The sequence below is a fragment of the Aeromonas sp. MR7 genome (genome assembly GCF_963899385.1).
GTDB lineage: Bacteria > Pseudomonadota > Gammaproteobacteria > Enterobacterales > Aeromonadaceae > Aeromonas > Aeromonas bestiarum.
In genome coordinates this window covers 141662-164730 of record NZ_CAWQXH010000052.1, presented here as the reverse complement: position 1 = coordinate 164730, position 23069 = coordinate 141662, and the positions used below count along the sequence as shown (strand labels likewise).

Annotated in this window: 21 protein-coding genes and 1 riboswitch; of the genes, 12 read left to right on the top strand and 9 right to left on the bottom strand. The window is 58.0% G+C overall.

Annotation, left to right across the window (positions count from 1 at the left end):
• The first annotated feature begins 173 nt into the window (after positions 1–173).
• Positions 174–539 (top strand): hypothetical protein, encoded by a 366-nt coding sequence (locus tag AACW87_RS21655; protein WP_241279025.1) that lies wholly within the window; start codon positions 174–176, stop codon positions 537–539.
• 80 nt (positions 540–619) lie between these two features.
• Here the strand turns inward: AACW87_RS21655 and AACW87_RS21650 are convergent, their stop codons facing one another.
• Positions 620–1561, bottom strand: coding sequence for a hypothetical protein (locus AACW87_RS21650; RefSeq protein WP_339385751.1), 942 nt, complete (start codon positions 1559–1561; stop codon positions 620–622).
• 1742 nt (positions 1562–3303) lie between these two features.
• Here AACW87_RS21650 and AACW87_RS21645 point away from each other — a divergent pair.
• Both AACW87_RS21645 and AACW87_RS21640 read left to right on the top strand, forming a co-directional pair.
• Entirely contained in the window at positions 3304–3504 is a 201-nt protein-coding gene (locus tag AACW87_RS21645; RefSeq protein WP_241326127.1) for a hypothetical protein, read from the top strand.
• 4 nt (positions 3505–3508) lie between these two features.
• Complete coding sequence (locus AACW87_RS21640; protein WP_241326126.1) at positions 3509–4159, top strand: hypothetical protein; 651 nt, start codon at positions 3509–3511, stop codon at positions 4157–4159.
• 232 nt (positions 4160–4391) lie between these two features.
• Here the strand turns inward: AACW87_RS21640 and AACW87_RS21635 are convergent, their stop codons facing one another.
• Entirely contained in the window at positions 4392–5189 is a 798-nt protein-coding gene (locus AACW87_RS21635; RefSeq protein ID WP_241326125.1) for an alpha/beta fold hydrolase, read from the bottom strand.
• Between the two features lie 106 nt (positions 5190–5295).
• On the opposite strand from AACW87_RS21635, the gene AACW87_RS21630 reads away from it, so the two are divergent.
• From AACW87_RS21630 to AACW87_RS21620, 3 genes are read left to right on the top strand one after another with little or no spacing between them, the layout of a single operon-like run.
• A complete protein-coding gene (locus AACW87_RS21630) occupies positions 5296–5652 on the top strand; it encodes an MmcQ/YjbR family DNA-binding protein (protein WP_241326124.1) in 357 nt (118 codons plus the stop codon).
• Positions 5653–5660: 8 nt separating this feature from the next.
• A complete protein-coding gene (locus AACW87_RS21625; protein WP_241326123.1) occupies positions 5661–6137 on the top strand; it encodes a GNAT family N-acetyltransferase in 477 nt (158 codons plus the stop codon).
• 55 nt (positions 6138–6192) lie between these two features.
• Positions 6193–6528 (top strand): DUF3802 family protein, encoded by a 336-nt coding sequence (locus AACW87_RS21620; protein ID WP_042869761.1) that lies wholly within the window; start codon positions 6193–6195, stop codon positions 6526–6528.
• A 368-nt stretch (positions 6529–6896) separates the two neighbouring features.
• Here the strand turns inward: AACW87_RS21620 and msrA are convergent, their stop codons facing one another.
• Positions 6897–7529, bottom strand: coding sequence for a peptide-methionine (S)-S-oxide reductase MsrA (gene msrA / locus AACW87_RS21615; protein WP_241326122.1), 633 nt, complete (start codon positions 7527–7529; stop codon positions 6897–6899).
• Positions 7530–7800: 271 nt separating this feature from the next.
• Between msrA and argA the strand changes: the two genes are divergently transcribed.
• Positions 7801–9129: an amino-acid N-acetyltransferase gene (gene argA / locus AACW87_RS21610; RefSeq protein WP_241326121.1), complete on the top strand. Its 1329-nt coding sequence runs from the start codon at positions 7801–7803 to the stop codon at positions 9127–9129.
• Between the two features lie 108 nt (positions 9130–9237).
• Positions 9238–9462: riboswitch (Lysine riboswitch) on the top strand.
• A gap of 89 nt (positions 9463–9551) precedes the next feature.
• Positions 9552–10904 (top strand): lysine-sensitive aspartokinase 3, encoded by a 1353-nt coding sequence (lysC, locus tag AACW87_RS21605; RefSeq protein WP_241326120.1) that lies wholly within the window; start codon positions 9552–9554, stop codon positions 10902–10904.
• 86 nt (positions 10905–10990) lie between these two features.
• Here the strand turns inward: lysC and AACW87_RS21600 are convergent, their stop codons facing one another.
• Positions 10991–12079: a hypothetical protein gene (locus AACW87_RS21600; RefSeq protein WP_241326119.1), complete on the bottom strand. Its 1089-nt coding sequence runs from the start codon at positions 12077–12079 to the stop codon at positions 10991–10993.
• 254 nt (positions 12080–12333) lie between these two features.
• Here AACW87_RS21600 and AACW87_RS21595 point away from each other — a divergent pair, with 254 nt between their 5' ends.
• Positions 12334–14595 (top strand): LTA synthase family protein, encoded by a 2262-nt coding sequence (locus AACW87_RS21595; RefSeq protein ID WP_241326118.1) that lies wholly within the window; start codon positions 12334–12336, stop codon positions 14593–14595.
• A 102-nt stretch (positions 14596–14697) separates the two neighbouring features.
• Here AACW87_RS21595 and AACW87_RS21590 read toward each other — a convergent pair whose 3' ends face one another.
• The 3 genes from AACW87_RS21590 to AACW87_RS21580 form a co-directional block, all read right to left on the bottom strand.
• Positions 14698–15708, bottom strand: a complete 1011-nt coding sequence (locus AACW87_RS21590; protein ID WP_241326117.1) for a S66 family peptidase — start codon at positions 15706–15708, stop codon at positions 14698–14700.
• Positions 15709–15887: 179 nt separating this feature from the next.
• Positions 15888–16646, bottom strand: coding sequence for a substrate-binding periplasmic protein (locus tag AACW87_RS21585; protein ID WP_103470551.1), 759 nt, complete (start codon positions 16644–16646; stop codon positions 15888–15890).
• Between the two features lie 173 nt (positions 16647–16819).
• Positions 16820–17137: a heavy metal-binding domain-containing protein gene (locus AACW87_RS21580; protein WP_043556151.1), complete on the bottom strand. Its 318-nt coding sequence runs from the start codon at positions 17135–17137 to the stop codon at positions 16820–16822.
• 436 nt (positions 17138–17573) lie between these two features.
• Between AACW87_RS21580 and AACW87_RS21575 the strand changes: the two genes are divergently transcribed.
• From AACW87_RS21575 to AACW87_RS21565, 3 genes are read left to right on the top strand one after another with little or no spacing between them, the layout of a single operon-like run.
• The gene (locus tag AACW87_RS21575) at positions 17574–18683 is read left to right on the top strand and encodes a hypothetical protein (RefSeq protein WP_241326116.1); all 1110 of its coding nucleotides are present in this window, start codon (positions 17574–17576) and stop codon (positions 18681–18683) included.
• A 24-nt stretch (positions 18684–18707) separates the two neighbouring features.
• Complete coding sequence (locus tag AACW87_RS21570) at positions 18708–19784, top strand: HBL/NHE enterotoxin family protein (protein ID WP_043141162.1); 1077 nt, start codon at positions 18708–18710, stop codon at positions 19782–19784.
• A 46-nt stretch (positions 19785–19830) separates the two neighbouring features.
• On the top strand, positions 19831–20631 hold the full coding sequence (locus tag AACW87_RS21565) for a hypothetical protein (protein WP_241280615.1): 801 nt from the start codon (positions 19831–19833) through the stop codon (positions 20629–20631).
• A 91-nt stretch (positions 20632–20722) separates the two neighbouring features.
• Here AACW87_RS21565 and AACW87_RS21560 read toward each other — a convergent pair whose 3' ends face one another.
• Positions 20723–22015: an NAD(P)/FAD-dependent oxidoreductase gene (locus AACW87_RS21560; RefSeq protein ID WP_241326115.1), complete on the bottom strand. Its 1293-nt coding sequence runs from the start codon at positions 22013–22015 to the stop codon at positions 20723–20725.
• 78 nt (positions 22016–22093) lie between these two features.
• The gene (ycfP, locus tag AACW87_RS21555; RefSeq protein ID WP_043556158.1) at positions 22094–22633 is read right to left on the bottom strand and encodes an alpha/beta hydrolase YcfP; all 540 of its coding nucleotides are present in this window, start codon (positions 22631–22633) and stop codon (positions 22094–22096) included.
• Positions 22634–23069: the final 436 nt, after the last annotated feature.

Sequence of the window (23069 nt, the reverse complement as noted above, 5' to 3'; positions counted from 1 at the left end):
TTTGCAGTTGATACTTATATATAAAATGTGGAACATCTATCGGCCATTAGATATATAGCTAGGTTTTTGCATTTTTAATTTTACCAGCTTGTTTGATAGTGATTTAAGGTTTCCATCAGGTCACTGCGAAATCAAATACATAGCATCATAACTAAATTTTAGAGGGTAATAGTATGGGAAGTTTAACCATAGTGAATGCCTTGGGTGTTGATGTAGAAATTATCGAAGCAAGTCCGTACCAATTCATGACCCTGACCATCAAGAACGGCCAATCTGCGGTTGCAAACGTAGCGACCAGTTTTGAACGATTCATACTGAAAATCAGAGTGCTGGGGAATATCTATTATTACGACCTTAATAAAGGACACTGGTATGGTGGTGATGGTGATAACCACTACCCTAACCCAGGCAGCAAGGTAAATATCATTTTGACTGGCGATCGTGGCAGTTATATTGAAACCAGCTACAACTATGCAGCTGATAACACAACAGTCATGTGCAAATACGCTTCAGACACCAAAGCACTGGATAAAGTCTAAATCCTTCCCTCAAATATTTTAAGATTGTGCCAAATAGACCCTAGGCATATCCTAGGGTCTTAATTAAGAACGTAATGCTGTCAGAACTTTTCGCCCATCACCATCAGGCCGTTTTGCTCGGGAAAGCCCACCACCAGGGTCGCCTTGCGGGTACCCGGCATCTCGAACGCGGCAGCGTAGGCCTGCGCCCCATCCCTGGCCTTGGCCAGACCCAGCACCCACTTGTTTTCGAGCGGGCTGAGATCGCTTGATGCCTTGAAGCTGCACTTGCCAAACCCGCTCAGACTGAGCTTGCTCAGACCATTGTGCTGATCGGCCTTGCCCTTGCCGGTCAGGGTACAACCGGCTCTGGGGAACTCGATATCCAGGGTCAGAGAGCCGCCGTTGTTGGTGCTGCGGATCAGGCCCACCATGGCATCGGCAAGGCCGGCGTCATCTTCCACCAGCCAGCTGTCGCTGGTGATCACCCGGGTGGTCAGCTTGCTCACGGCAAGGTGACCGCTCCAGTCGCGATAGAGGGCTGTGCTCTGATCCGGATCCCGGAACTTGGTGCCGACGCGGGTAAAGTCAAAGGTCCAGCGCTTGACCTCCTTGCCAGCCAGATCGGTGACCGATTGGTCTTGAAAGCTGATGAGGTTGTGGTCGTTGCTCTGGGCATCGAGCCGCTTGCCCCGCACCGAGGTGCGCTCCAGCAGCACCGGATAGATGCCATCCTTGTTCTCCTTCCGGGCCGCCTGACCGGTCCATTGTGAGATGGTGACCGGCTTGCCATCGTTCTCGACCCAGACACCCCAGCGCTGCTCGCTGTCGCCCTTGGGGTAGACCAACGCCAACCCGCTCGGCCCCTTGATCATCTTGAGCGGCCCCTGATCGCCGTCGCGACTGAGCAGGTTCGCCTCATAGACGCCGGCATCGGGCAGTGGCAGCGGCGCGCGCTTGGCAATGCTGTTGGCGGCTTTCTCGCTGTCACAGGCGGACAGGGCGGCGGTGCAGGCGATGGCCAGCATGGCTTTGTGGTGCATTCTCATTGACGCTTGTTCCTTGCAATTGCTTTGTTATGTGAGGTGAATTCAATCGCCGCTGAATTTACTGGAGGGAGGGTTCGCCGGTCGACTCAAGATCTGTAACCAGCTGTTACAAGGCATTGATGGGCAAGGAACAAAACCGGGACTTGCCGCCCAAGCGGCTCGAAAGGAAGGTGAGCCCAGCGCCCCTCCCCCACTTACCTCGTGACTTAAGCGTCAAAATCTGACCGCCATCAAGATTTCATTCAAAACCCACGGGTTGGCTATGTTTTCACTCAACAAAGTGAGTCTGCGTTTGATAGGCTACTCATCCGGCCCTCTGATCCCCAAAGGCAGCCAGGAGCCCTATATGGATTTCCTCGATTCAATCCGGTTAAAAGCAGCATTTGGGGCGCTGAAACCCCGTGCGGTAGCCATGTAATTTTCTGATATGCAGCGTAACAAACGGATACTAGCGAAACTCACAATAAGATTGTAAAACAGGTTCCATATATCCACAGCATGGATCACGTGGGGTTGCCTAGTGTATTTAAATATCAATGATCCTTTCAGTTCTTCAGAAGTACTCCTGGATATATATGTAACAGAAATCCTTTACTATATGGAAGCCTTCCATATAAGGAGTTGTTGAATGGCTATTAGATACTTATGGGGGTTCAATGAAAGGTAAAATTACTCAATGGAATGACGGTAAAGGTTTTGGCCTTATTAAATCTGACGATAATTCAGAAAAAATTTCTTTCATACCTCCGCTATAAACCAACGATTCAAACAACCACAAATTAATGATGATGTATGGTTTGAAGCTACAGTAGATAGTCAACAATGCATGAGAGTCACTGTAGTTTACTATAAAAGCTTGACACTTATCTCTATAAAATCGCACGCCAAACAAAACCCTCACATTAAGAGTCAATCAAGTGATAGAAAAATCATCCTTGAGCCAGTCAGGAAAACGCCTCTAGATTTTTTATTGTTAATCATTACTATAGTGTTTATAGCTTTAGCTGGCTTTAATTACTATAAAAATATTGTAACAATATCGGCGATAATTGCATTACCTGCAGTCATTTTTTTGCTATTTTTAATTATTCCAAAATACCTTCAAGTAAGTTATTTACCTGTTCTAGTTGCCGCTGCAATGTTCCGTTTGATAATCGAACTATACGCGCATGGAACATGGGCACACTAAAACTCTACTGTTCAAATTGCCATACTGAATGGTTGCACAATCTAGAAACCCCAAGTAATAACCCCTATTCGTCATCAAGCCAAGGCAATGGTTACCTTGGCACTCTAGCAATGCTGATAGCCATTCCTGTGGGTTTATTATTTATTGCACATTGGCTGAGTTGAACATCAATTAAAAAACTTGGTGTGTGCCAGCTACGCATTCAAGCGCGCCAACCCAATCAGGCCATAACGGGGCGCTTGACTACTAGGAAGGGGGCTGCAACTGTGAAGGGAGATGACCAAGGACTTGGCTATCTGGATAGTGACGGGGTATTAATCGCTTGTAAATCTGATCGCCTTCAAAAAATAATTTAAATTACATTCATTGGGTGAGTTTTCACTAAACAAACTGACATATAATTGATATCCTCTTCAGCTAGCCCATTAACTGCCCTGTTATATATGGTTTCTATGATTCATTGGCTTAGAAGACCAAGATAAATCTGCGAAAGTCCGATTATGCTTCGCTAATCGAACCTACCGAGCTAAAAATGGATATGACATAAATGAAAGGTATTATTGCTAAAATAGAAAGTGACAAATATACTGTCTTGGTGAGTTTTCATGAAAATGGAATAGAAAAAAATATAATGATGAGAGTTTTAGATTACGATGTCAGTAAGCTTCGAGTAGGAATGGATGTCGAATTTAACAACAATGAAAAAGAACTTTATGGTAGAGTTATTTGCAGGGTGATAAATAGGTGAAAGCATGAGTGGACTCAATAAGCGAAAATATATCAAACCTAAAAGTAGAGGCGAATGGTTAAAACATCCCATAGCAATAGTATTAGTAACCGCATTACTATCATCAGTTGGCTCAATTATTGGAGTTAAATTATCAGCTCCAATTGTTTTTACTCAATTTAAAGAGCAAAGGAACTATGAAAACAAAGCCAATGCATATTCACAGTTTCTGATGAACATGAGCAATGATGTATCATCTGCTTCAATAAAACTAATTTCACTAAATCAAATGGTTCAATATTCAAATACTGACTATAGCATTCAGAAAATCGAAAACAATATAGCTTCACTTGTCAAGTATGATACTGAAAACAAACTATTTCCTTATCTAATAAGTAATATGCAAACGCTTAGGCTTTATGGGAGTGACAAGGTAGAACTATACATAAATGATTTTATTAAAGTTTTTTTTGGTAATGATCACCTAGTTGATTGGGAGTTACATGATATCGATACTAGAGAGATAAGAAACACATGGATAAATAATAAAGGTGCAATTTATGGCTGGGAGCCTCAAGTTAGCGATGATGACAGAGCAAAATTTATTATTCTATCCTCTCAATATGTTGAGTTAGTCACGCGCCTTAAAAGTGAGCTGTCGAACTCTAATATCTAATGTAGTAAGTGCTTCAAAAACAAGCTGCCATGATATGGTGTCTACAGACTAGTAGGTTCGAATTTCGATACATATTCAAATTTTCATAGTTCTAGAAACGGAACAGTTTCGAGATAACACAGGGGCACTTATCTATTATTACTTGATGAACGAAAGTGATATTTAAGGTTCCCGCTACCAAGTCTCACTTTGTCAGATCTATTTACTGACCCGCCCCGGCGTCCTTGACTCATTAGATGGTGCTCGCCGCAGTTGCTTGACTGGACAAAAACGCCAACGACTGGCGGTTAAAGTGCTCAGGCTGCTCCACGTTACAGACGTGGCCGCAGTTTTCTATGATCTCGAGCTGGCTGTAGGCATCGCGGGCCACCTGCTCGCGCACCGGCGCCAGGAACATATGATCCTCCTCCCCCATCACATAGAGGGTCGGAATCGGCAGGGCGCGCTCCTTGAAGTAGCGCATCAGGGGGTTGACCTCGGTGGCGAGGCGGAACCAGCGTTTGAACTCCTTCTGGCACAATTTGCGCGCCTCGCGCACGAACAGGTTGCGCGACTCCTGATGGTGCTGGCGCGGCATTATGATGAAGGCGAACAGCCGGTAGAGCCACATGTAGGGCAGGATGTGCTGGCCGACCCGGCCAAGCTGCACCAATACCCGGGAGCGGATGTCGAGGCGCAATATGGCGCCGCCCAATACCATGCTCTTGACCCGCTCCGGGCAGAGCTCCGCCAGATGGCGAATGAGGATGGTGCCGAGCGAAATGCCGACGAAGTGGGCGGAGGAAATGCGCAGGTGATCGAGCAGGCGCACTATGTCTTCGGTCACGGCCCGGAAGCTGTAGTGACCCTTGACCACCTGCTGCAACTGGTGGGATTGACCGTGGCCACGCAGGTCCAGCAGCAGCACGTTGAAGTGCTCGCGATAGGCGCGCAGCTGCTTGAACCAGATGGAGGAGCTGCCACCTGCGCCGTGCACGAATACCACCCAATCCCTGTCGGGGCCAAGCTCGAACGTCTTGTGATACAGCATCTTGCGACTCCCTCATCGACGGCATTGGGGTATAGTAGGCGCGCATCTTAGCAGATATTTTCACCCAAAAAATACGTTTGCATGGCAACTGGCGAGGAGCGTGACCATGGAGTTGACGAGTTTGAGAGCCTTTCTGCTGACCCTGCCGGGCACTCAGGAGGACACCCCCTTCGGCCCGGAGATCCTGGTCTATCGCATCGCCGGCAAGATGTTCGCGCTGGTGGATTGGCAGGCAGCGCCGCTCACCATCAACCTCAAATGCGAGCCCGACCTCGCCCTGCTGCTGCGGGAGATCCACCCCGAGGTCAAACCCGGCTGGCACATGAACAAGCAGCACTGGAACACGGTAACACTGAGCGACACCCTGGCCAGCGATCTTTGGCAAGGCTGGGTGCACCACTCCTATGAGCGGGTGGTCGCCGGTCTGCCCAAGGCCAAACGGCCGCAAGCGCCGACACTGTGAGCCATCCCATGCCAGAGCAGCCCGATATAGTCCCGCTGAGCGAGCGGCATATCCCCGCCCTCATCGCCCTGTTCGAGCAATCGGTGCGCCAACGCGGCCCCGAGCACTACAGCGAGGCGCAGGTAGAGCAGTGGGCCCTCGGCGCCCATCATCCCGGCTTTGTCAGCCAGTTGCGTGAGCACCACGGCTGGGTGCTGGAGCAAGCCGGCGCCGTGCTCGGCTTCGTCACCCTCAGCGACGATGGTCACCTGAGCCTGCTTTATGTGAGCCCTGACCATCAACGGCAGGGGCTTGGTGGCCTCTTGCTCGCCACCGCCCTCAGCCAGGCCGCTCGGCTCGGCATCGAGACCCTGACAACGGAGGCCAGTGCCTTCAGCTATGGGCTATTTTTACGGTATGGCTTTGAGCTGACCGGATTGGAAAGCGTGGAGCGCGGCGGGGTCGGTTTTATCCGCTATCGTCTGCACTGGCGCTTGCCAAGCTAGGTCCAGCCACTAAAATACGCACAGTTTTTCCGTATTGTTGAGGATTGAGGCCGCCATGGTTGTAGAAAGCGAAGGCTATATCGCCCTGATTGAGTATCTGGTGGAAAGTCTGGGACTGTTTGAAACCCAGCAACAGAGCAGTGGTGAACAGACCATCGAAGATCTGGTGAGCGGCCGGGTGGCCGGCAACCTGATGGCCATCTGCGAACAGAACCCGCAGCTCGATCCCAAGTTGCGCTTCATGATCATGCAAGAAGCCGATGCCGTGGTCGCCGATCTGGAAGAGGTGCTCTCCGCCGTCTGGCTGCGCGCCCCAACCCCGGCCCAGCAAGCCTTCCTCGAAGAGTTCATCGATCTCATCAAGAATCTGTTTGACGGCGCCATCAGCTAGCCCGTCGAGACAGCTTGTCGCCGTGGCGCAGACCCAAGCGCCCGAATATTCCCGCAAACAGCACGAATGAAAAGGGCCGCCTTCAACGGGCAGCCCTGCTTGCTATCATTTCAACTCATCAAGCTTTTCAATGACTTTTAATGAATATCGAGGCAAGAAATGTGTCTGGTCTTGGCTCCCATCCTTGGAAGCTACCAAGTTAGGCAAGGTCGATCCGGTTTAGTTCCCGGCCATGACACATTTTTTTACGATTTTTTTCATCGCGCTGACACTCAGCTTGTTCAGCGGCATGTTGACCGTCAAAAAGAGCCGCAACTGCGGCTCTTTTTCATGTGCAAACAGGGAGTCGCCAAACGCGGCTCTGCCTCTTAGCGATTGAGGCTCGGCGGCAGGCAGACACCTATGCCACCCAGTCCGCAATACCCTTCCGGATTCTTCTCCAAATATTGCTGATGGTAATCCTCGGCGTAATAGAAGGGCACGAGCGGCAAGATGCGGGTGCTGATGGCGCGGCTGTCGCCACTGGCCAGCATGGCCTGCTGATAGGCCGCCATGCTCTGCTGGGCGATGACCTGCTGGCTCTCGTCGGCATAGAAGATCACCGAGCGGTACTGGGTGCCGACATCACCGCCCTGGCGCATGCCCTGGGCCGGATCGTGCTGCTCCCAGAACAGCTTGAGCAGATCACCGTAGCCGATCACCTTGGGATCAAACACCACCTGCACCGTCTCGGCATGGCCGGTCAGCCCGCTGCACACCTCCTTGTAGGTCGGATTCTGGGTGACCCCGCCCTGATAGCCGGCGGCGGTGGAGTAAACCCCTGGCTGTTGCCAGAACAGGCGCTCCACGCCCCAGAAACAGCCCATGCCAAACCAGGCTGCCGCCATCTCTTCAGGCCAGGGACCCTGGGTCGGGTGGCCATTGACCGCATGCTGCTGGCCAATCACCATAGTCTCGCGGCGTCCCGGCAGCGCGTCTGCCGGTGAAATAATCTGTTCCATGAACCCTGTCCTTGTATAAAAACCTGTGCGATCGCACAGCTGACGAAAAGGAGTCTCGAAGATAACAGTTTATGGGCCGGGATCAACCAAGGCCGCAGCCACGCTGGGATGGCGACATCCTCCAGCGTCCGGCCATCGTCCGGCGGGAGTCCCTCATCCCCCGTCAGCCCAAATGGCGGCATAAAACGGCAAAATCAATATTTAGTCTTGATTTGTGAATTTATTTTCATATATTGAGCCCATTGCTGTTTTTTTATGGAAGAAGCCACAAGTGCGTGAACGCGAACCCAGCCTGGTCTATGCCTTTCGGCAGTCTACCCCCTATGTCAACGTGCACAGAGGCGCCACCTTCGTGCTGATGATGGGCGGGGAAGCCCTCTGCCACCCCAACTTTGCCAACATCGTCAGCGATATCGCCCTGCTGCAGACCTTGGGGATACGCTTGGTGCTGGTGTTCGGCTCACGTCCGCAAAACGACGAGGCGCTGGCCCAGGCCGGCATCGAGGCGCAATACCACAGACGGATCCGGGTCACCGATGACGCCAGCTTCGCCCTCATCAAGCAGGTGTGTGGCGGCCTGCAGTACGACATCACGGCCCAGCTCTCCATGGGGCTGGCTAACACCCCCATGCAGGGGGCACGCATCAGCGTGGTGAGCGGCAACTTCGTCACCGCCCAGCCGCTCGGGGTGGATGACGGCATCGATTTTTGCCATAGCGGTCGGGTACGCCGCATCGATGTGGAGGGGATCACTCGCCAGCTGGATCAGAAGAGCCTGGTGCTCATCTCCCCCATCGGCTGCTCGGTCACCGGCGAGAGCTTTAACCTGAGCTCGGAAGAGGTGGCCCGCCGGGTGGCGGTGGATCTCAAGGCCGACAAACTCATCTGCTTCAGCAGCACCCAGGGGGTGATGGACAGACACGGCGAAGCCATCTCCGAGCTCTTCCCCGAGCAGGCCGAGGAGCTGCTGGTGGAGCTGGAGCAGGCGGGGGAAGAGATGTCCGGTACCGCCCGCTACCTGCGCGCGGCCATTGCCTCCTGCCGCGGCGGCGTACCCCGCTCCCACCTGGTGAGTTATCAGGATGACGGCGCCATGCTGCAGGAGCTGTTCAGCCGCGATGGTCTCGGCACCCAGATAGTGCGGGAAAGCGCCGAACAGGCCCGCGCCGCCACCATAGAAGATATCGGTGGCATTCTGGATCTCATCCGCCCGCTGGAGGAGGAAGGCATACTGGTGCGCCGCTCCCGCGAGCAGCTGGAGATGGAAATAGACAAGTTCACCATCATAGAGCGCGACGGCCTCATCATCGGCTGCGCGGCGCTCTACTGCTTCATGGAAGAGGCGATGGCGGAGATGGCCTGCGTCGCCATTCATCCCGAGTATCGCAACTCCAACCGGGGGGATCAGCTGGTGGCCAAGGTGGCCGAGCGGGCCAGGCGGCTCGGCATTCGCCGCCTGTTCGTGCTCACCACCCGCTCCATTCACTGGTTCCGGGAGCGGGGCTTCGAGCCGCTGGAGGTGGAAGACCTGCCGGTGGAACGGCAGCGCTTCTACAACTGGCAGCGCCGCTCCAAGGTTTTGTCAAAAACCATTTCGTAAGTTATTGATCTTGTGTCTGGTTGTCGCCGATTGTTAAGTTTTTCACAATCTCGATTGACAGTGCAATCCAGCGCAGGGTATTTCTAATTGCACTCCACCGCCTGCGGTGGAGCCAGAAGAGGAGCGCTGCCCAGGCAGCCCGAGGGAGGACGCCAGAGTCCGATGAACTTGGGTCAGGGGGAGCAGCGCCGAGACGAGTGAGGCAACTGGATGCCTCAACGTCGGCTGCGGGGGCTGAATCCCCCGGGTTGTCATCGGTAGTGGTCATCCCCCACCGAGCCCCACAAGGGGCTGGTACGGGATGGGCTCTGCGGGTGGAGTGCTTCTGGCCGGGATAGCCTCTCTCATTCCTGCCATTTTCAGCCTCCTCCTCTCTTTTTGCCCGATGGATCCGGATTTTTAAATTAAGACAGGAGTATGCAATGAGCCCGATCAATGTCGCCAAGTTTGGCGGAACCAGTGTCGCCACGGCTGCGGCCATGAACAACTGCGCCGATGTGGTGCTGGCCAACCCGGCGACCCGGGTGGTGGTGCTGAGCGCCAGTGCCGGCGTCACCAACCTGCTGGTGGCCCTGGCCCAGGGCGATCTGGACGAGACGGGCCAGGAGGCGCAGCTGGCCAAACTGGCCGAGATCCAGCAGGCCATACTGACGGCGCTGGGTGACCCAAGCGATCTGAGCACCCTGATCCATGCCACCCTAGGCGAGATCCGCACCATGGCGCGCCAGGCCAGTCAGCATACGGATGCCGAGCTGGCCGATCGCCTCATCGCCTGCGGCGAGCTGATGTCCACCCGCCTCTTCACCGAGCTGCTGCGCCAGCGCGGCGTCAAGGCCCACTGGCAGGATGTGCGTCAGCTGATGCGCACCGACAGCCGCTTTGGCAAGGCAACCGTGGATCTCGCCGCCACCCGCGTCCTCTGCCAGCAGGCACTGGGCCCCCTGCTCGGCGACAGCCTCATCATCACCCAGGGCTTCATCGGCTCGGATGCCGATGGCCGCACCACCACCCTAGGTCGGGGCGGCTCCGATTACAGCGCCGCCCTGCTCGCCGAGGCGCTGGATGCGGGCAGCATAGAGATCTGGACCGACGTACCCGGCATCTACACCACGGATCCGCGCCTGGTCACCCGCGCCCGCCCCATCCCCGAAATCAGCTTCGTCGAGGCGGCCGAAATGGCCACCTTCGGCGCCAAGGTGCTGCACCCGGCCACCCTGCAGCCGGCGGTACGCCAGGACATACCCGTGTTTGTCGGCTCCAGCAAGGATCCGGCGGCCGGCGGCACCTGGATCCGCGCCAGCACCCGCACCAGCCCGCTGTTTCGCGCAGTGGCGCTGCGCCGCCAGCAGGTGCTGGTCACCCTCCACAGCCTCAACATGTTCCACGCCTATGGCTTCCTGGCCGAGGTGTTCGGCATCCTGGCCCGTCACCGCATCTCGGTGGATCTCATCACCACCTCGGAGGTGAGCGTGTCGCTGACCCTGGATCACACCGGCAGCCAGAGCAACGGCGAGCCCATCTTGAGCGACAAGGTGCTGGCCGAGCTGGGTCAGCTGTGCAAGGTGAAGGTCGAGACCGGGCTGGCCCTGGTGGCGCTCATCGGCAACCGCATGAGCGAGGCGGCCGGGGTGGGCAGTCAGGTCTTTGACGCCATCCGCGAGCACAACATCCGCATGATCTGTTACGGCGCCAGCGCCCATAACCTCTGCTTCCTGGTCAAGGAAGAGGAGGCGGGCCACATAGTCAACCGCCTCCATCAGGAGCTGCTCGACTGAGCCAGCCGAGGTTTGACACCGCATGAAAGAGGGGCACCCAGGGTGCCCCTCTTTTCGTTGCGGCCAAGGTCATAGACGCAGATAGCCTAGCCCGCCAGGGTGGGCACCGGCAGCAGACAGGCGCGGATCGCCTCGCGCAGGCCAGCGAGTCGGGCCAGCAGCGTCGCCTGATCGAGCCCGGCTTCGTCCGGCCCCAGGTTGTCCGCCAGCTCGGCGAAGTGCTCGGTCACAGCCCGCTCCAGCCAGTCGAGCCGGCGCAGGGTGAGCGGGCCGCAGCTCTTGCCGCTGAGATCATCCTGGATGTCGAGCCTGTGGCTGCGATACATGTCGCGCCACCAGTTGGCGGCCAGCGCAGCGTCGCTGGCCAGTGCCGAGCGCCACTCCCCCTGCAAGCCCTGCAAGCGGGCCAGCACGGGGGCGCTGGCACCCTCCCGGGCCAGGTATTGCAGCTCGCGCTGCACCCAGGCCAGGCACAGACCGCGCCAGTAGCGAAACTGCGGCAGGGGATCCGGCTCGTTGAGCCAGAGGCCGGAGAGGGTGCGGGTCTCCAGCCGCTCGGGCACATGAAACTGGGGATCGGAGAGGCCGTTGGAGTTAAATTCATGACGGGGATCGAACGGCCACATGTAACCAAAGTCGAACACGGCGATCTGCTGGCCATCGTCGAGCAGGTTGCCCGGGCTCGGATCCCAGTCAAACCAGCCCCAGTGGGCAAGCTCGGCCTGCACCGCCAGCATCTGCGCCAGATTGCGCTCATTGAGATCATGCACAGGCACGCCCCGTAGCCAGGGGGAGATGAGCACCCCGGCCCGGGCCGAGCCGAAGCAGGTACAGACCACATTGGAGAGAATGGTGGGGTGCAGCTCGCGCAGGGCCTCTATCTCGCGGCGCCGCTCCAGCTCGGTCAGGAAGGCGGTCTTGCCGTCGACGTTGGCCACCAGGGAGTCGTGCCGGCGCCGTTTCAGGCACCAGTGATGTCCCTCCACCTTGAGGTGAAACACCTCGGCGGTGAGACCGTGACGATAGACCTTGATCACGGCGGGATGATCCTCCTTGAGTCTCACCAGCTGCGCCAGTGGCAAGGGGCAATCCCGCTCGCGCCCGATCCGTATCTCCTCCTTGCTCTCCAGCATGCGGAGCAATCTTGCCTGACGTGCCGCTACCTTGGGATTCATACATGCACCTCCATCATTATTGAGAGACTAAGCAGCAAGGCAGGCGCAGGCCAGAGGCAAAGCGTCATGATGACGCTTTCATCACAGAATGAGTGCGGCCGTCCGATCCGGATCACAGTTTGCATGGATCCATGGTCATGAAATATTCATTGTCTGGTCATTAAATTGACAACAAGGAACAAGCCCCTCACCATCGGGTCAAATTAAATGCAGCAGCCAATCGCCGTCATCACTCGCTCAAAGGATGAGCTCATATGAAAGTCCCCTCTTCAGCACGCTTGTCAGCCAGGGTACCCAGTCTGCCCTCCCTGCTGCTTGGCTTGCTGGCCGCGCTGCTGCTGCTGACCCTGATACTGCCGCAGATCAATCCCGGCAGCTGGCTCGGCCGGGCCCAGCCGCTGGTACTGGGGCCTGCCGATCAGCCGATCGCCACCCTCACCCGTCATGCCCTGCTCTACAAGAGCGACAGCCGTGGCCTCTACCTGGTGGTGCGCAGCCAGTGGCAACTGCTCAAGCCGTTGCAGGAGGGGGACAAGGTAAGGGTGGAGTTGCTCAACGAACGGGGTGAGCGGATCGATCAACTGAATCAGCCGGTAGACAAGCGCCAGGTGTGCCGCAAAACCCGCTGTACCCTGGATCTCAACAGCACACTGCGGGCGCCCGACGATGCCCTCGCCAGCCGCTATCAGCTGCGGATCGGCCTGCTGCTCAAGGAGAGACCCGAGAGCGCCGAGTTCAGCCAGATCCTGCAGACCCTGCCGGAGCAGGGTTTCAACCTCAGCTACCTCTTCACCAGCCTGGTGCTGGTGCTGGCCCTGAGCGCCGCCGTGCTCAGAACCGTGCTGCCCCGCCTCAGACGCAGCCTGCGCTGGCGAGTCATCGGCAGCCTGCTGCTCGGCAACCTCACCTTCGTGCTGCTGCACGGCTTCGTGGTGTTCAAACTGGGGGAGTTTCTGCTCTGGTCAGGTTTCAGGCCCGAGCACTACTACCTCGCCTGGGGCAGCATGGTGCTGGGCTGGAGCCTCTGCGCGCTGGCGGGTTTCAACCTCTACATGGGGCTGGTGTTCACCGCCCTCTCCGGCATAGGCCTGCTCGCCAACTTCATGAAGATCGCCATCTACGGGGTGCCGCTGGGGGGGGACGATCTCGGCAACCTGCTGGCGCTGCTGCGCATCCTGCTGGAACAACATCCCGTGTTGCCAGTGCTGGGCGCCGGCCTGCTGCTGTTTCTCTGCTGGCGCTTCGCCCTGTCGCGCTGGATCCTGCGCACCCTGGCCGCCACCGCCGCCTTCTTTGCCCTGTGCGTATTCGCCACCCAGACCGGCAACAAGCTGCTGGGGGCCAACATTCGCTACGTGGACAGGGCGGTCAACTATCACAGGGACATCATACGGGCCGGCCCCGGCCTCTATCTGTTCAACCTGGTGGACGAGATGCTGCAAAACGGCAGCGTGTTTCGCTACCCCTTGCAGATCAACGAGTTCACTCCCCAGCTAAGCCATGCGAGCCAGGGGCAAGCCCCCCGCTTCGATCTGGTGATAGTGCTGCAGTACGAGTCGCTCTGGCTCGGCTGGCAAGGCAAGATCTGCGCCCCGCCCCCGACCCTTAGCCTGCCCGCCAGCGTGCAGCAGTGGCACAAGACCATCCACTCCCCCACCACGGGCGGCATGACGGTACTGGCCGAGTTCGAGATGAACACGGGCCTGCCGGTGGGCCTGCTCAAGCAGGGGGTCGTGCCCTACTACTACCTCTCGGAGCAGGTGCCCGGCCTTGCGCAAAGCGCCAGACAAAGTGGCTACAAGACCCTGTTTGCCCACCCCTATGTGGAGAAGTTCTGGGGCCGCGCCAAGGCGATCCCGGCCCTTGGCTACGAGGAGCGCTGGTTCGATACCCGCTTCACCACGCTCGAACATAAAGGGCTCTATATCTCGGATGATGCGCTGATTGATCACCTGCTCAGGCGCAGCGAACAGGATAACCAGCCCCTGTTTGCCTATGCGGTCACCATGCAGGGCCACGGCCCCTTCGACGGGGATCGCTATCAGGCCCAGCAACTCGACAAGGCCTGTCCTGATCAGAGCGCGGCAGAGCGCCAGCTGCTCAACACCTACTACACCGGAGTGGTGGATGCCATGGCCTCGCTGGAGCGGCTGCTCAAGACCCTGGACCAGTCCGGCAAGCGCTATCTGGTGGTGGCCTTTGGCGATCACCAGCCGTTTCTGATGTCGGCGGGCAAGGGGATTCACGGTGACAAGCCGCCTCGCGATGCCACCTACCAGATCCCCATGATGGCCTTTGCCCGCGATGATGGTGCCCTCAACCTCGCGACCCAGTTCGCCCCGGTGCGCCAGCTCTACCAGATGGGCCAGGCCACCCGCCAGCTGCTGGCGGGGGACCTGACCCCGATCCCGGATCTGGCCCTGCTCCACCCTGTGCTGGGTGAAGAGAAGGGATTCGACGTCTCGCCCCTGGTGCCGCAGATCCGGGCCAGCTTCCGGCCGGATGCCCTGCCCTGATCCCTGATCTGAGAACGTAAAAGAGGCCGCTGTTGCGGCCTCTTTGCATTCTGGTCTGGATTGCGCGCTGCTATTGCACCGTGCTCTGAGCTGACACGGCCGCTAACGCAGCCAAGGCTCGCACAGGGTGAGAGTCTGGGCATCGAGATCCAGCTCAGCCTCTATGCCAAGAGGCAGGGTCAGCATGGGGTGGGTGTGGGCGCAGTCAAACTCCGCCAGTATGGGAAAGGCCGGCTCCCCCACTACTTCCAGCAGAATATCGAGCGGCCGCTTGCCACTGCCCTGTTGGTTGAACAGCTCGTGCTTGCCGAGCACCAGAGCACCGATGCGCTCAAACACCCCGCACAGCTTGAGGTGGGCAAACGATCGCTCAACGGTTTCGGCGGACAGCAGGCTGTCTTCCAGCAGCAGAATATCCCCGCTTTCAATCGGCGGCATGTAAGGGGAGCCCCAGATCCCCGCCAGGGTATTGAGGTTGCCGCCGATCAGCCTGCCCCGCACCTTGCCCGATCCCACCGAGATCAGCCGGTTGGGCAGGCACTGCTTGGCCCGGGTCTGGTTTTCCCAATCCAGCCGCTCGTCGGTCCATTGCGCCGGGGTCGGCAAGGTATGAGGCGCGGCGGCGCCACCGGCCTGGCAGATCTGGCGAAAGCCCGACAGGGTCTCGTCCACCAACGGCGGCAATTCACCGAACGAGGCCACCAGCGCCGGGCCGTAGAAGGTAACCAGGCCGGTTTTGGCATAAATGCCGAGCAACAGGGCCGTCACGTCCGAGTAGCCGATGATGATCTTGGGGTCCCGCTTGAGCGCCTCGTAATCGAGATACGGCAGCAGGGAGTTGGAATTGCTGCCGCCGATCACCGACATGATGCAACGCACCTCTGGATCGCGAATGAGTGCATTGAGCTCGGCTGCCCGCGCGGCTATGGAGCCGGATCGCCAGTGATCCTGCTGGCCGGTCAGGCTTCCCGCCTTGAGCCTGAAGCCCTGCGCCTCCAGAAACGCCCTGGCGCGAGCAAAGCGCTGTGGCGCCCAGGCCGTGGCCGCGCTGGAGGGGGAGAAAAAACCTATGGTGTCGCCAGGTTTGAGCCCTGGCGGCTTGAGTGATGTCATCGCAAGACGTCCTGTTCCGATTATGACCATCCAGGGCATGGCGCCCACAAGAAAGGACTCATAATAGCCATGCCATGGCCCTAAAGACACCAGGAAAAGATGGCAGAGCCAAGGTGCTGCCCGGCTCCAGCCGGTTGATGATCAGGGGATTGAGGCCGGGCACGGGCACGCGGAGTGATTCACTCGCTGGTCGGTTTAACCCAGAAACGGCGCACCCATTTCTGGGTGATCTTCTCGTAGGAGCCATCCTTGCGCATCTGATCGAATGCCTTCTGAAGCTGCTGTATGGTGGCGTCATCCGTGTTGCGGCTGAAGGCGAAGTAGAACAACATTGTCTCCTGAAACTGGAACATGGGGACAAAATCCGAGTAGTGATGCCCCAATGTCTCTATGTGATAGGCGGCCCCCATCTGCATGGCTGGGGCCACGTCTGCCCTCCCGCGCAACATCATGCGAAACTTGTCATCCTCGTCGTGTACCAATACCAGATTGAGCCCTTTTCCCGACAGCTCACGGGCCATCGCCGAGTCGCGTACCACGGCAATCCGCCAGGGAGCCAGCTCGGCTAGCTGGCTGGCCACCAGATCGTCACGGTTTGCCAGGCGATAAAACCAGATGACGCGAGGACCGATTGGGCCAATCCAATGGAAGAGCGCCTCCCGCTCCGGGAGCCGTATCATGCTGAAGATGACGGTATCGGGATCATACTGCGCCATCTGGTAGGCCCGCGCCCAGGGCAGCAGTTGTATGCCCTTGCTGTCGAGCGTGATGCCGCTGACCTCCAGCATTCGGTGCAGCATATCCACCGAGAGCCCTGTGACCTGACCATCCCTATCCCGGTAGTTGTAAGGGGGAAGCTCCTCTGTCACCGCCTGAATGCTCGCCCCCACGGCACTGCCCAGCCAGCACCACAACAATAACCAGCGAATATGGAACATGATTGACCTCCAGACCGTCCTCTCTTGTGTCAAGTATGGCGGGCGTGAGCCGTACTGCGTATAGCTGCTGACCATCAAGAACAGGCAGCGGATCGGCTGCCATCCCGCCACGCCGGGGCGTAGAAACTGAAAAACCGGCAGAAGGTTGCCGGTTTTTCAGTGTATTCAAGGGATCAGACCAGCACGGCGGTACCGCTGATGCTGACCATCAGCATGCTGCCGTTTTGCCCCACCACCTCGTAGTCGATGTCGATGCCAACCACGGCATTGGCACCCAGGGCGGAGGCACGTTCTTTGAGCTCATCAAAGGCAATCTCGCGGGCGCGGGCCAGCTCTTTTTCATAGGCGCCGGAGCGGCCGCCTATGATGTCGCGGATCCCGGCAAACAGATCCTTGAAGATATTGGCGCCGAGGATGGCTTCGCCCACGACTATGCCGCGATATTCACGAATGGTCTTGCCTTCCAGGGTGGGGGTAGTTGAGAGGATCATCTTGGTTTCCTTATCGATTCACTGGAGAGACAGCCTAAAGCAGCGATAGTTTCCAGGCAAGAAAACAGACTCGATGCGTGTCTGTGGATCACTGCTGTCTGTGTTTCGAGGGGCAGGATCCGTAGAGAGTCGACCGGTTAGATCCTGCCGGCATCAAGCAACGGGAGACAAGGTTGAGCAAGCTGCACGATCAGCATCCAAGCGCCCCCTCAATAGCCGATCTGGCCCAAACATCAAGTGATAGAAGTGTCAGTTGTGGCCCATTTCGCCTTTCCATAGGGTGAGTCTGTCCCGGCCCGACGCCGGAGACTGACCCACTTCGTCACGAGGACAGCATCATGATGCAGCTCGACACCCGACCACCTCATCCCACCCCTTCAACGCGGGTACCTTTCCACGCAAGCCACCTCGCCGAAGCCCGTGCGGAGGCCACACCATGACCACAATCACCACGCTGGATCTTGGGGATCAAGGCCTGCTGGCAGCCTACCTGTCTGCGGCCTCACCGGCCCTGCTCAACCAGAGCTATGCCAATCTGCTGCTGATGCAGCAGTCCCTGGCCAGGAGTGAGCTCGACTCATCCCTGGCAGTCAAGATTGAGGCCTACCAGGCCCAGATGCTCAACCAGGCGCGCTACTACCAGCAAGACAACCTGCCTGGCCTTATCCATCTGATGAGCTATGGCTCGAATTTCTACGCCCTGGTCGCGGCCTTCAACCGCTTGCTCGGCCAGGATGACGATGCGGCCGTGCTGGCCGGGCGAGCCAAGCTGGCAGAGCAGCTGACCTCGCTGGCCGATCAGGCCCGAAGTTACCGGCTCTTGGCCCAGACGCTCAACACCCGGGTTCAGGTCGCCTGGGGTTCGCTGCGTCCCCTGATGGAGAACTTCCTGGGGGTGATCACTCAGCTCGAGCAGGATCTGATCGCCGATGCCCAGCGCCAGGCCAAGGCCATAGACGCACTGAACCAGGCCATAGCGGCAAACATTCAGGCCATTGTCGATGAGGGTGGCAAGGCCGGTGAGGGTGTCAGCCAACTGGGCCACGCTATCGTGACCTCGCTGGCGCTGGAGGAAAAACCCGCCGCCAAGCCTGCCGCTAGCCAAGGCACGGCCAAGGGATCAGACCAGCAGACCCAATACATGATCGCCGGTATCCAGGCCCTGTCATCCGGCATAGCCGGTGCCAGCCTGGCGGCCAAGGAGCTCAAGGCCAATACCCAGAAACTGGCTCAGGCCTACCAGGCGCTGGCCGAGACCAACGCCATGCTGACGGTCGCAAAGTCGGTGCAGGCCCAGAATCAGCTGTTTGTCAGCACCTACGAGACGGTAGCCAGGGCGATCACCGGCCTGCCCTCGGGCTGGCAGAAGGTGGCCGACGCCTATCAGAGCGCCGTCCCCATAGTGGCCGACCTCAGCAACGACGGCGATGTGCGTCTGCTCAGGCGCACCCTGGCACTGGATACCCAATCCTGGCAACAGCTCTCCGATCAGGTGAATGACATCAAGACCGCCTACGCCGGCAACGGCGTCCTGCCCGATGCTTAACCCCACCACAAAAGGACGATAGACATGATAAATGCAACCATCTCCATGGATCAGAGCATGGCCGGTCAGGCCGGTCAGGCGCTGCAGATCCAGACCTATTGCAACAGCGTCAAGCAACAGGTGTCAGTGGATTTCAGCCAGTTCCCGAACCTCAAGGACAACCAGACCCAGATCAACCAGGGACTGGACGTCGCCAAAGGGCATGCGGATCTGTACCTCAACCAGATCCAGCCGCAGATCATCACCAATATCAGCAACATCTCCAACTATTACGCCCTGCAAAATGCCATCCCGACCGTGCTTCCTCCCGGTTCCACCAAGGCCCAGTGGCTCAGGCAGTTGAACGTCATCAAGGAACAGGCCACCGAGTACCACAAGGTCTCCTCCGATACCCGTCTTATTATCCTGGATCTCAACAACAACCTGATCACCGACTCCCGCAACTTCCAGGGCATAGTGGTGAACCTCAACAGCAAGGTGCAGGGTGACAACGGGGTGCTGGCTCAGCTCAACGGTGACATCGACAAGGTCAACGCGGCCATCGACGGCGCCATCGCCGGCATAGTGGTTGGGGGCTTGCTGGTGATTGGCGGCGCCTTCGTCACTGCCATAGGCGCAGTGGCCGACTTCGTCACCGCCGGCACCTCGACACCTGTGGTAATAGGTGGGGTCGCCATGATGGTGGCAGGCGCCGCCGGTATCACGGCAGGCTCCATAGTGCTGCACAACTCGCTGGGCGCCCGCCAGGATCTGTACCAGAAGCGCAGCAACCTCAACAGCGAGGTACTGATCGCCACCCAGATCGGCAATGGTTATAAAGGGCTCCAGGTACAGGCCCAAAACGCGGTCAATGCCGCGACCCAGATGAGCAATGCCTGGGACGCCCTGACCTCGGATCTCGGCAGCCTGATCACGGATCTGGACAAGGGCATCACCAGCGGCGACGACATCCGCCAGCTCTGGTTGACCGCCGCCGACACCACAGTGAAGACGGTGCTCGTCGACGTGAACACCATCAAGGCCCAGATGGCCGGCGTCAGCCCCATGCAAGTGCCCGCGACCGCCACCATAGCCGATTTCGTCGGCCGTCTGGCCGCCTAAACCACGGGAGGGCGGCCAGGCCGCCCTCTTCCATCAAGGAGAGCCCATGAGCAACGGTATTCTTTCTCAATCCATTGCCAACATGCAGCAGGCCGAAGCCGTCATTCAGTCCTTCACCGGTCTGCCGCAAAACGCCGTCAACATCCAGCAGAACGTCGAGGAGGTGGTCGCTGCGCTGCTGCCCCAGGTGCAAACCATGCAGCAGCAGGTACTGGCGTTTGGTGCGCGCCTGGAGGTGCAACTGACACAGCAGCTGGCCAATACCGGCCCCTTCAACCCAGAGGCGCTCAAGGCATTCGTCGATCTGGTCCAGCAGGAGATCGCCCCCATCCAGACGCTGACCGCCCAGACCCTGACCGCCAGCCAGACGGCCAACGATCGCATCACGCAAGACAACATAGCGTTGCAACGGATCGGCGTGGAGCTGCAAGCCACCATAGCCGGGCTGCAATCCAACCTGGCCGGGGCCCGTCAGGAGCTGGACTCCCTCAACAAGAAAAAGCTCTACCTGCTGGGGCTGGGATTGCTGGGGCTGCCGGGCCTCATCGCCCTGGCCGTCACCCTGACGCAAACCCAGAACAAGGTTAACAGTCTGGAGGGACAGATGAACCAGATTGAGGGGCAGATCCAGCGTCAGCAAGGCTTTCTCGGCCAGACGACGGCCTTCTCCCAGCAATTTGGTTCCCTCATCGATCGGGTGAGCAAGGTCGGCAACACCATCACCCTGCTCGGCGGCGATATTGCCAACGTCGCCCGCGATGCCGGGCAAGGGGATCCTGAGCTGGCGCGGCTCTTCTTCACCGCCGCCCTCACCGAGGTTCGCACCCTGCAGGTGGACGCCTCCTGATATCCCTGAAACAAAAAAGGAGAGGCCTTGGCCTCTCCTTTTTCATGGTGCGCGGGGCCATTGCCGCCCCGGCACGTTTGCCCCAAGCGGCTTAGTGCAGCTTCAGAGTCGGGCGCAGCACCCGGTTGATGCGGCCTACCAGCATGATGAGGCCGGTCTTGACGTAGCCGTGCAGGGCGACCTGGTGCATCCGATAGAGCGAGATGTACACCATGCGCGCTATGTAGCCTTCCACCATCATGGAGCCACGCATCAGGTTGCCCATCAGGCTGCCCACGGTGGAGAAGCGGCTCAGCGACACCAGCGAGCCGTGATCGTGGTAGAGGTAGGGCTTCATCTCGCCCCCTTCCAGCTTGGCCAGGATGTTCTTGCACGCCTGGGTTGCCATCTGGTGGGCGGACTGGGCGCGCGGCGGCACAAACTTGCCATCCGGCTGCGGGCAGGCGGCGCAGTCACCGATGACGAAGATGTTCTCGTCACGGCTGGTCTGCAGCGTCTCTTTCACCACCAGCTGGTTGATGCGGTTGGTCTCGAGCCCGGCGATATCCTTCATGAAGTCCGGCGCCTTGATACCGGCGGCCCACACCATCAGATCCGCTTCGATGAGCTCGCCATCCTTGGTGTGCAGACCCTCGCTGGTCGCTTCGGTGATCATGGTGGCGGTACGCACGTCCACCCCCAGCTTCACCAGCTCCTGATGGGCGGCGCCACTGATGCGCTCCGGCAGTGCCGGCAGGATGCGGGGGCCCGCTTCCACTAGGCTCACCTTCAGGCTGTCGGTGGTGAGGTTCTTGAAGCCGTAGGCATAGAGCTGCTCCACCGCGTTGTAGAGCTCGGCAGAGAGCTCGACGCCAGTGGCACCACCGCCGACGATGGCGATCTTCACCTTGTCACCGGGCTGGTATTCGGTGGCGAACTGCAGGAAGCGGTTCATCATGCTGTTGTGGAAGCGGTGTGCCTGGGAGGGGCTGTCCAGGAAGATGCAGTGATCCTTGATGCCCTTGGTGTTGAAGTCGTTGGACACGGAACCGATCGCCATCACCAGGATGTCGTAGGGCAGTTCCCGCTCGTTGACCACTATGTCACCGTTATCGTCGACGATCTTCGCCAGTACGATGCGCTTTTCGTCGCGCTTGATGTCGGTCAGGCTGCCCAGCTGGAAATCGAAACCATGGTTCTTGGCATGGGACTGGTAGCTCAGGGCATCGATGCCCGCATCCATGGAGCCGGTGGCCACTTCGTGCAGCAGGGGTTTCCACAGGTGGGTACGGTTGCGATCGACCAGGGTGACCTTCGCCTTGTTCTTCTTGCCCAGCTTGCGACCCAGGCTGGTGGCCAGCTCCAGACCGCCGGCCCCGCCGCCGACGACAACAATATTGGTCATGGTTAATTACCTCGGTTCCATTAAAGCGAAGGGAGCCATCGGCTCCCTTGATAGTTGAATCCATGACGTGACGATCAATCAGGCTTCCTTGAAAGCCTTCATCTGTTGCAGGTGATGAGAGATGTTCCTGAACTTGTGAGTCTCTCGCTCATCCCACACGATGTTGTAATAATTCTTCAATTCACGCTCAGTTTCGCCATTATCGCGGATTTCATCCTGAACGGAAAGGATGCAGAGGCAATTTCCTGAATTTTTACTACGAAATTCAGACACACATTTGGTGCCTATATCCTCGTACTCTTCCGGTCTGTCTATCTTGCCCTGCATGGTGATCTCGGGGTGCAGGTTGGGATTGAAGATCACCTGCTTGATGCCGCACAGGAAGCCGATCCGCTCGCTCCAGTAGCCTCCCAGCCCCACTCCGCAGATGAGGGGCTTGGGGTCCGTGCTCATGTCGAGCTGCTTCTTCACTTCCTTGAGCAGGTGGCTCATGTCATGACGGGGATGAACCGTGCTGTAGTGCACGAAACGCACATCATCATCGATAAACTGCAACTGCAGCACTTTTTCATGATTGCCGGGGCTGGTGGCATCAAAACCATGCAGATAGATGATCATGGACAAGACCTCAAAAACTGTGTCGGTTCTATCGAACCTACCCCAGCGGCGGGGCCCTGCGCCACCAAAACATCCCACTTTCTTGCTTTGGATCACGCCTCCGGTTGCGGATGAAACCAGATTGAGGGGGCCTTTCCCCCGCGCGAGTATCAAAGTGAGAGCCCGCAAGGCAGAAATGATACGCCGGCTACCAATGTGAGACCCCGTCTTGCGGGCCAGCAAACGATTGCCCTTCATAGCTTTCCAACCCTGTGATCCCGTCCACAAAACCACCGGCAGGCGCATCACTACCAAGCCAATGCGCACGTTTTGTGCAGTATCCGCCTCCATGGGTGCGCAGCCGGGCTGGCCATCCACGCCGACCATGATGCCTGCGCGCACAGGATCGGCGCCCGTCCCCCTGTCCAACCCATCCCGGGTCCCTGAGCGGGGCAGC

Excerpts from the sequence above, each read along its gene's own strand:
- AACW87_RS21655 (WP_241279025.1), top strand. The coding sequence starts at position 174 with ATGGGAAGTTTAACCATAGTGAATGCCTTGGGTGTTGATGTAGAAATT.
- AACW87_RS21650 (WP_339385751.1), bottom strand. The coding sequence starts at position 1,561 with ATGCACCACAAAGCCATGCTGGCCATCGCCTGCACCGCCGCCCTGTCC.
- AACW87_RS21645 (WP_241326127.1), top strand. The coding sequence starts at position 3,304 with ATGAAAGGTATTATTGCTAAAATAGAAAGTGACAAATATACTGTCTTG.
- AACW87_RS21640 (WP_241326126.1), top strand. The coding sequence starts at position 3,509 with ATGAGTGGACTCAATAAGCGAAAATATATCAAACCTAAAAGTAGAGGC.
- AACW87_RS21635 (WP_241326125.1), bottom strand. The coding sequence starts at position 5,189 with ATGCTGTATCACAAGACGTTCGAGCTTGGCCCCGACAGGGATTGGGTG.
- AACW87_RS21630 (WP_241326124.1), top strand. The coding sequence starts at position 5,296 with ATGGAGTTGACGAGTTTGAGAGCCTTTCTGCTGACCCTGCCGGGCACT.
- AACW87_RS21625 (WP_241326123.1), top strand. The coding sequence starts at position 5,661 with ATGCCAGAGCAGCCCGATATAGTCCCGCTGAGCGAGCGGCATATCCCC.
- AACW87_RS21620 (WP_042869761.1), top strand. The coding sequence starts at position 6,193 with ATGGTTGTAGAAAGCGAAGGCTATATCGCCCTGATTGAGTATCTGGTG.
- msrA (WP_241326122.1), bottom strand. The coding sequence starts at position 7,529 with ATGGAACAGATTATTTCACCGGCAGACGCGCTGCCGGGACGCCGCGAG.
- lysC (WP_241326120.1), top strand. The coding sequence starts at position 9,552 with ATGAGCCCGATCAATGTCGCCAAGTTTGGCGGAACCAGTGTCGCCACG.
- AACW87_RS21600 (WP_241326119.1), bottom strand. The coding sequence starts at position 12,079 with ATGAATCCCAAGGTAGCGGCACGTCAGGCAAGATTGCTCCGCATGCTG.
- AACW87_RS21595 (WP_241326118.1), top strand. The coding sequence starts at position 12,334 with ATGAAAGTCCCCTCTTCAGCACGCTTGTCAGCCAGGGTACCCAGTCTG.
- AACW87_RS21590 (WP_241326117.1), bottom strand. The coding sequence starts at position 15,708 with ATGACATCACTCAAGCCGCCAGGGCTCAAACCTGGCGACACCATAGGT.
- AACW87_RS21585 (WP_103470551.1), bottom strand. The coding sequence starts at position 16,646 with ATGTTCCATATTCGCTGGTTATTGTTGTGGTGCTGGCTGGGCAGTGCC.
- AACW87_RS21580 (WP_043556151.1), bottom strand. The coding sequence starts at position 17,137 with ATGATCCTCTCAACTACCCCCACCCTGGAAGGCAAGACCATTCGTGAA.
- AACW87_RS21575 (WP_241326116.1), top strand. The coding sequence starts at position 17,574 with ATGACCACAATCACCACGCTGGATCTTGGGGATCAAGGCCTGCTGGCA.
- AACW87_RS21570 (WP_043141162.1), top strand. The coding sequence starts at position 18,708 with ATGATAAATGCAACCATCTCCATGGATCAGAGCATGGCCGGTCAGGCC.
- AACW87_RS21565 (WP_241280615.1), top strand. The coding sequence starts at position 19,831 with ATGAGCAACGGTATTCTTTCTCAATCCATTGCCAACATGCAGCAGGCC.
- AACW87_RS21560 (WP_241326115.1), bottom strand. The coding sequence starts at position 22,015 with ATGACCAATATTGTTGTCGTCGGCGGCGGGGCCGGCGGTCTGGAGCTG.
- ycfP (WP_043556158.1), bottom strand. The coding sequence starts at position 22,633 with ATGATCATCTATCTGCATGGTTTTGATGCCACCAGCCCCGGCAATCAT.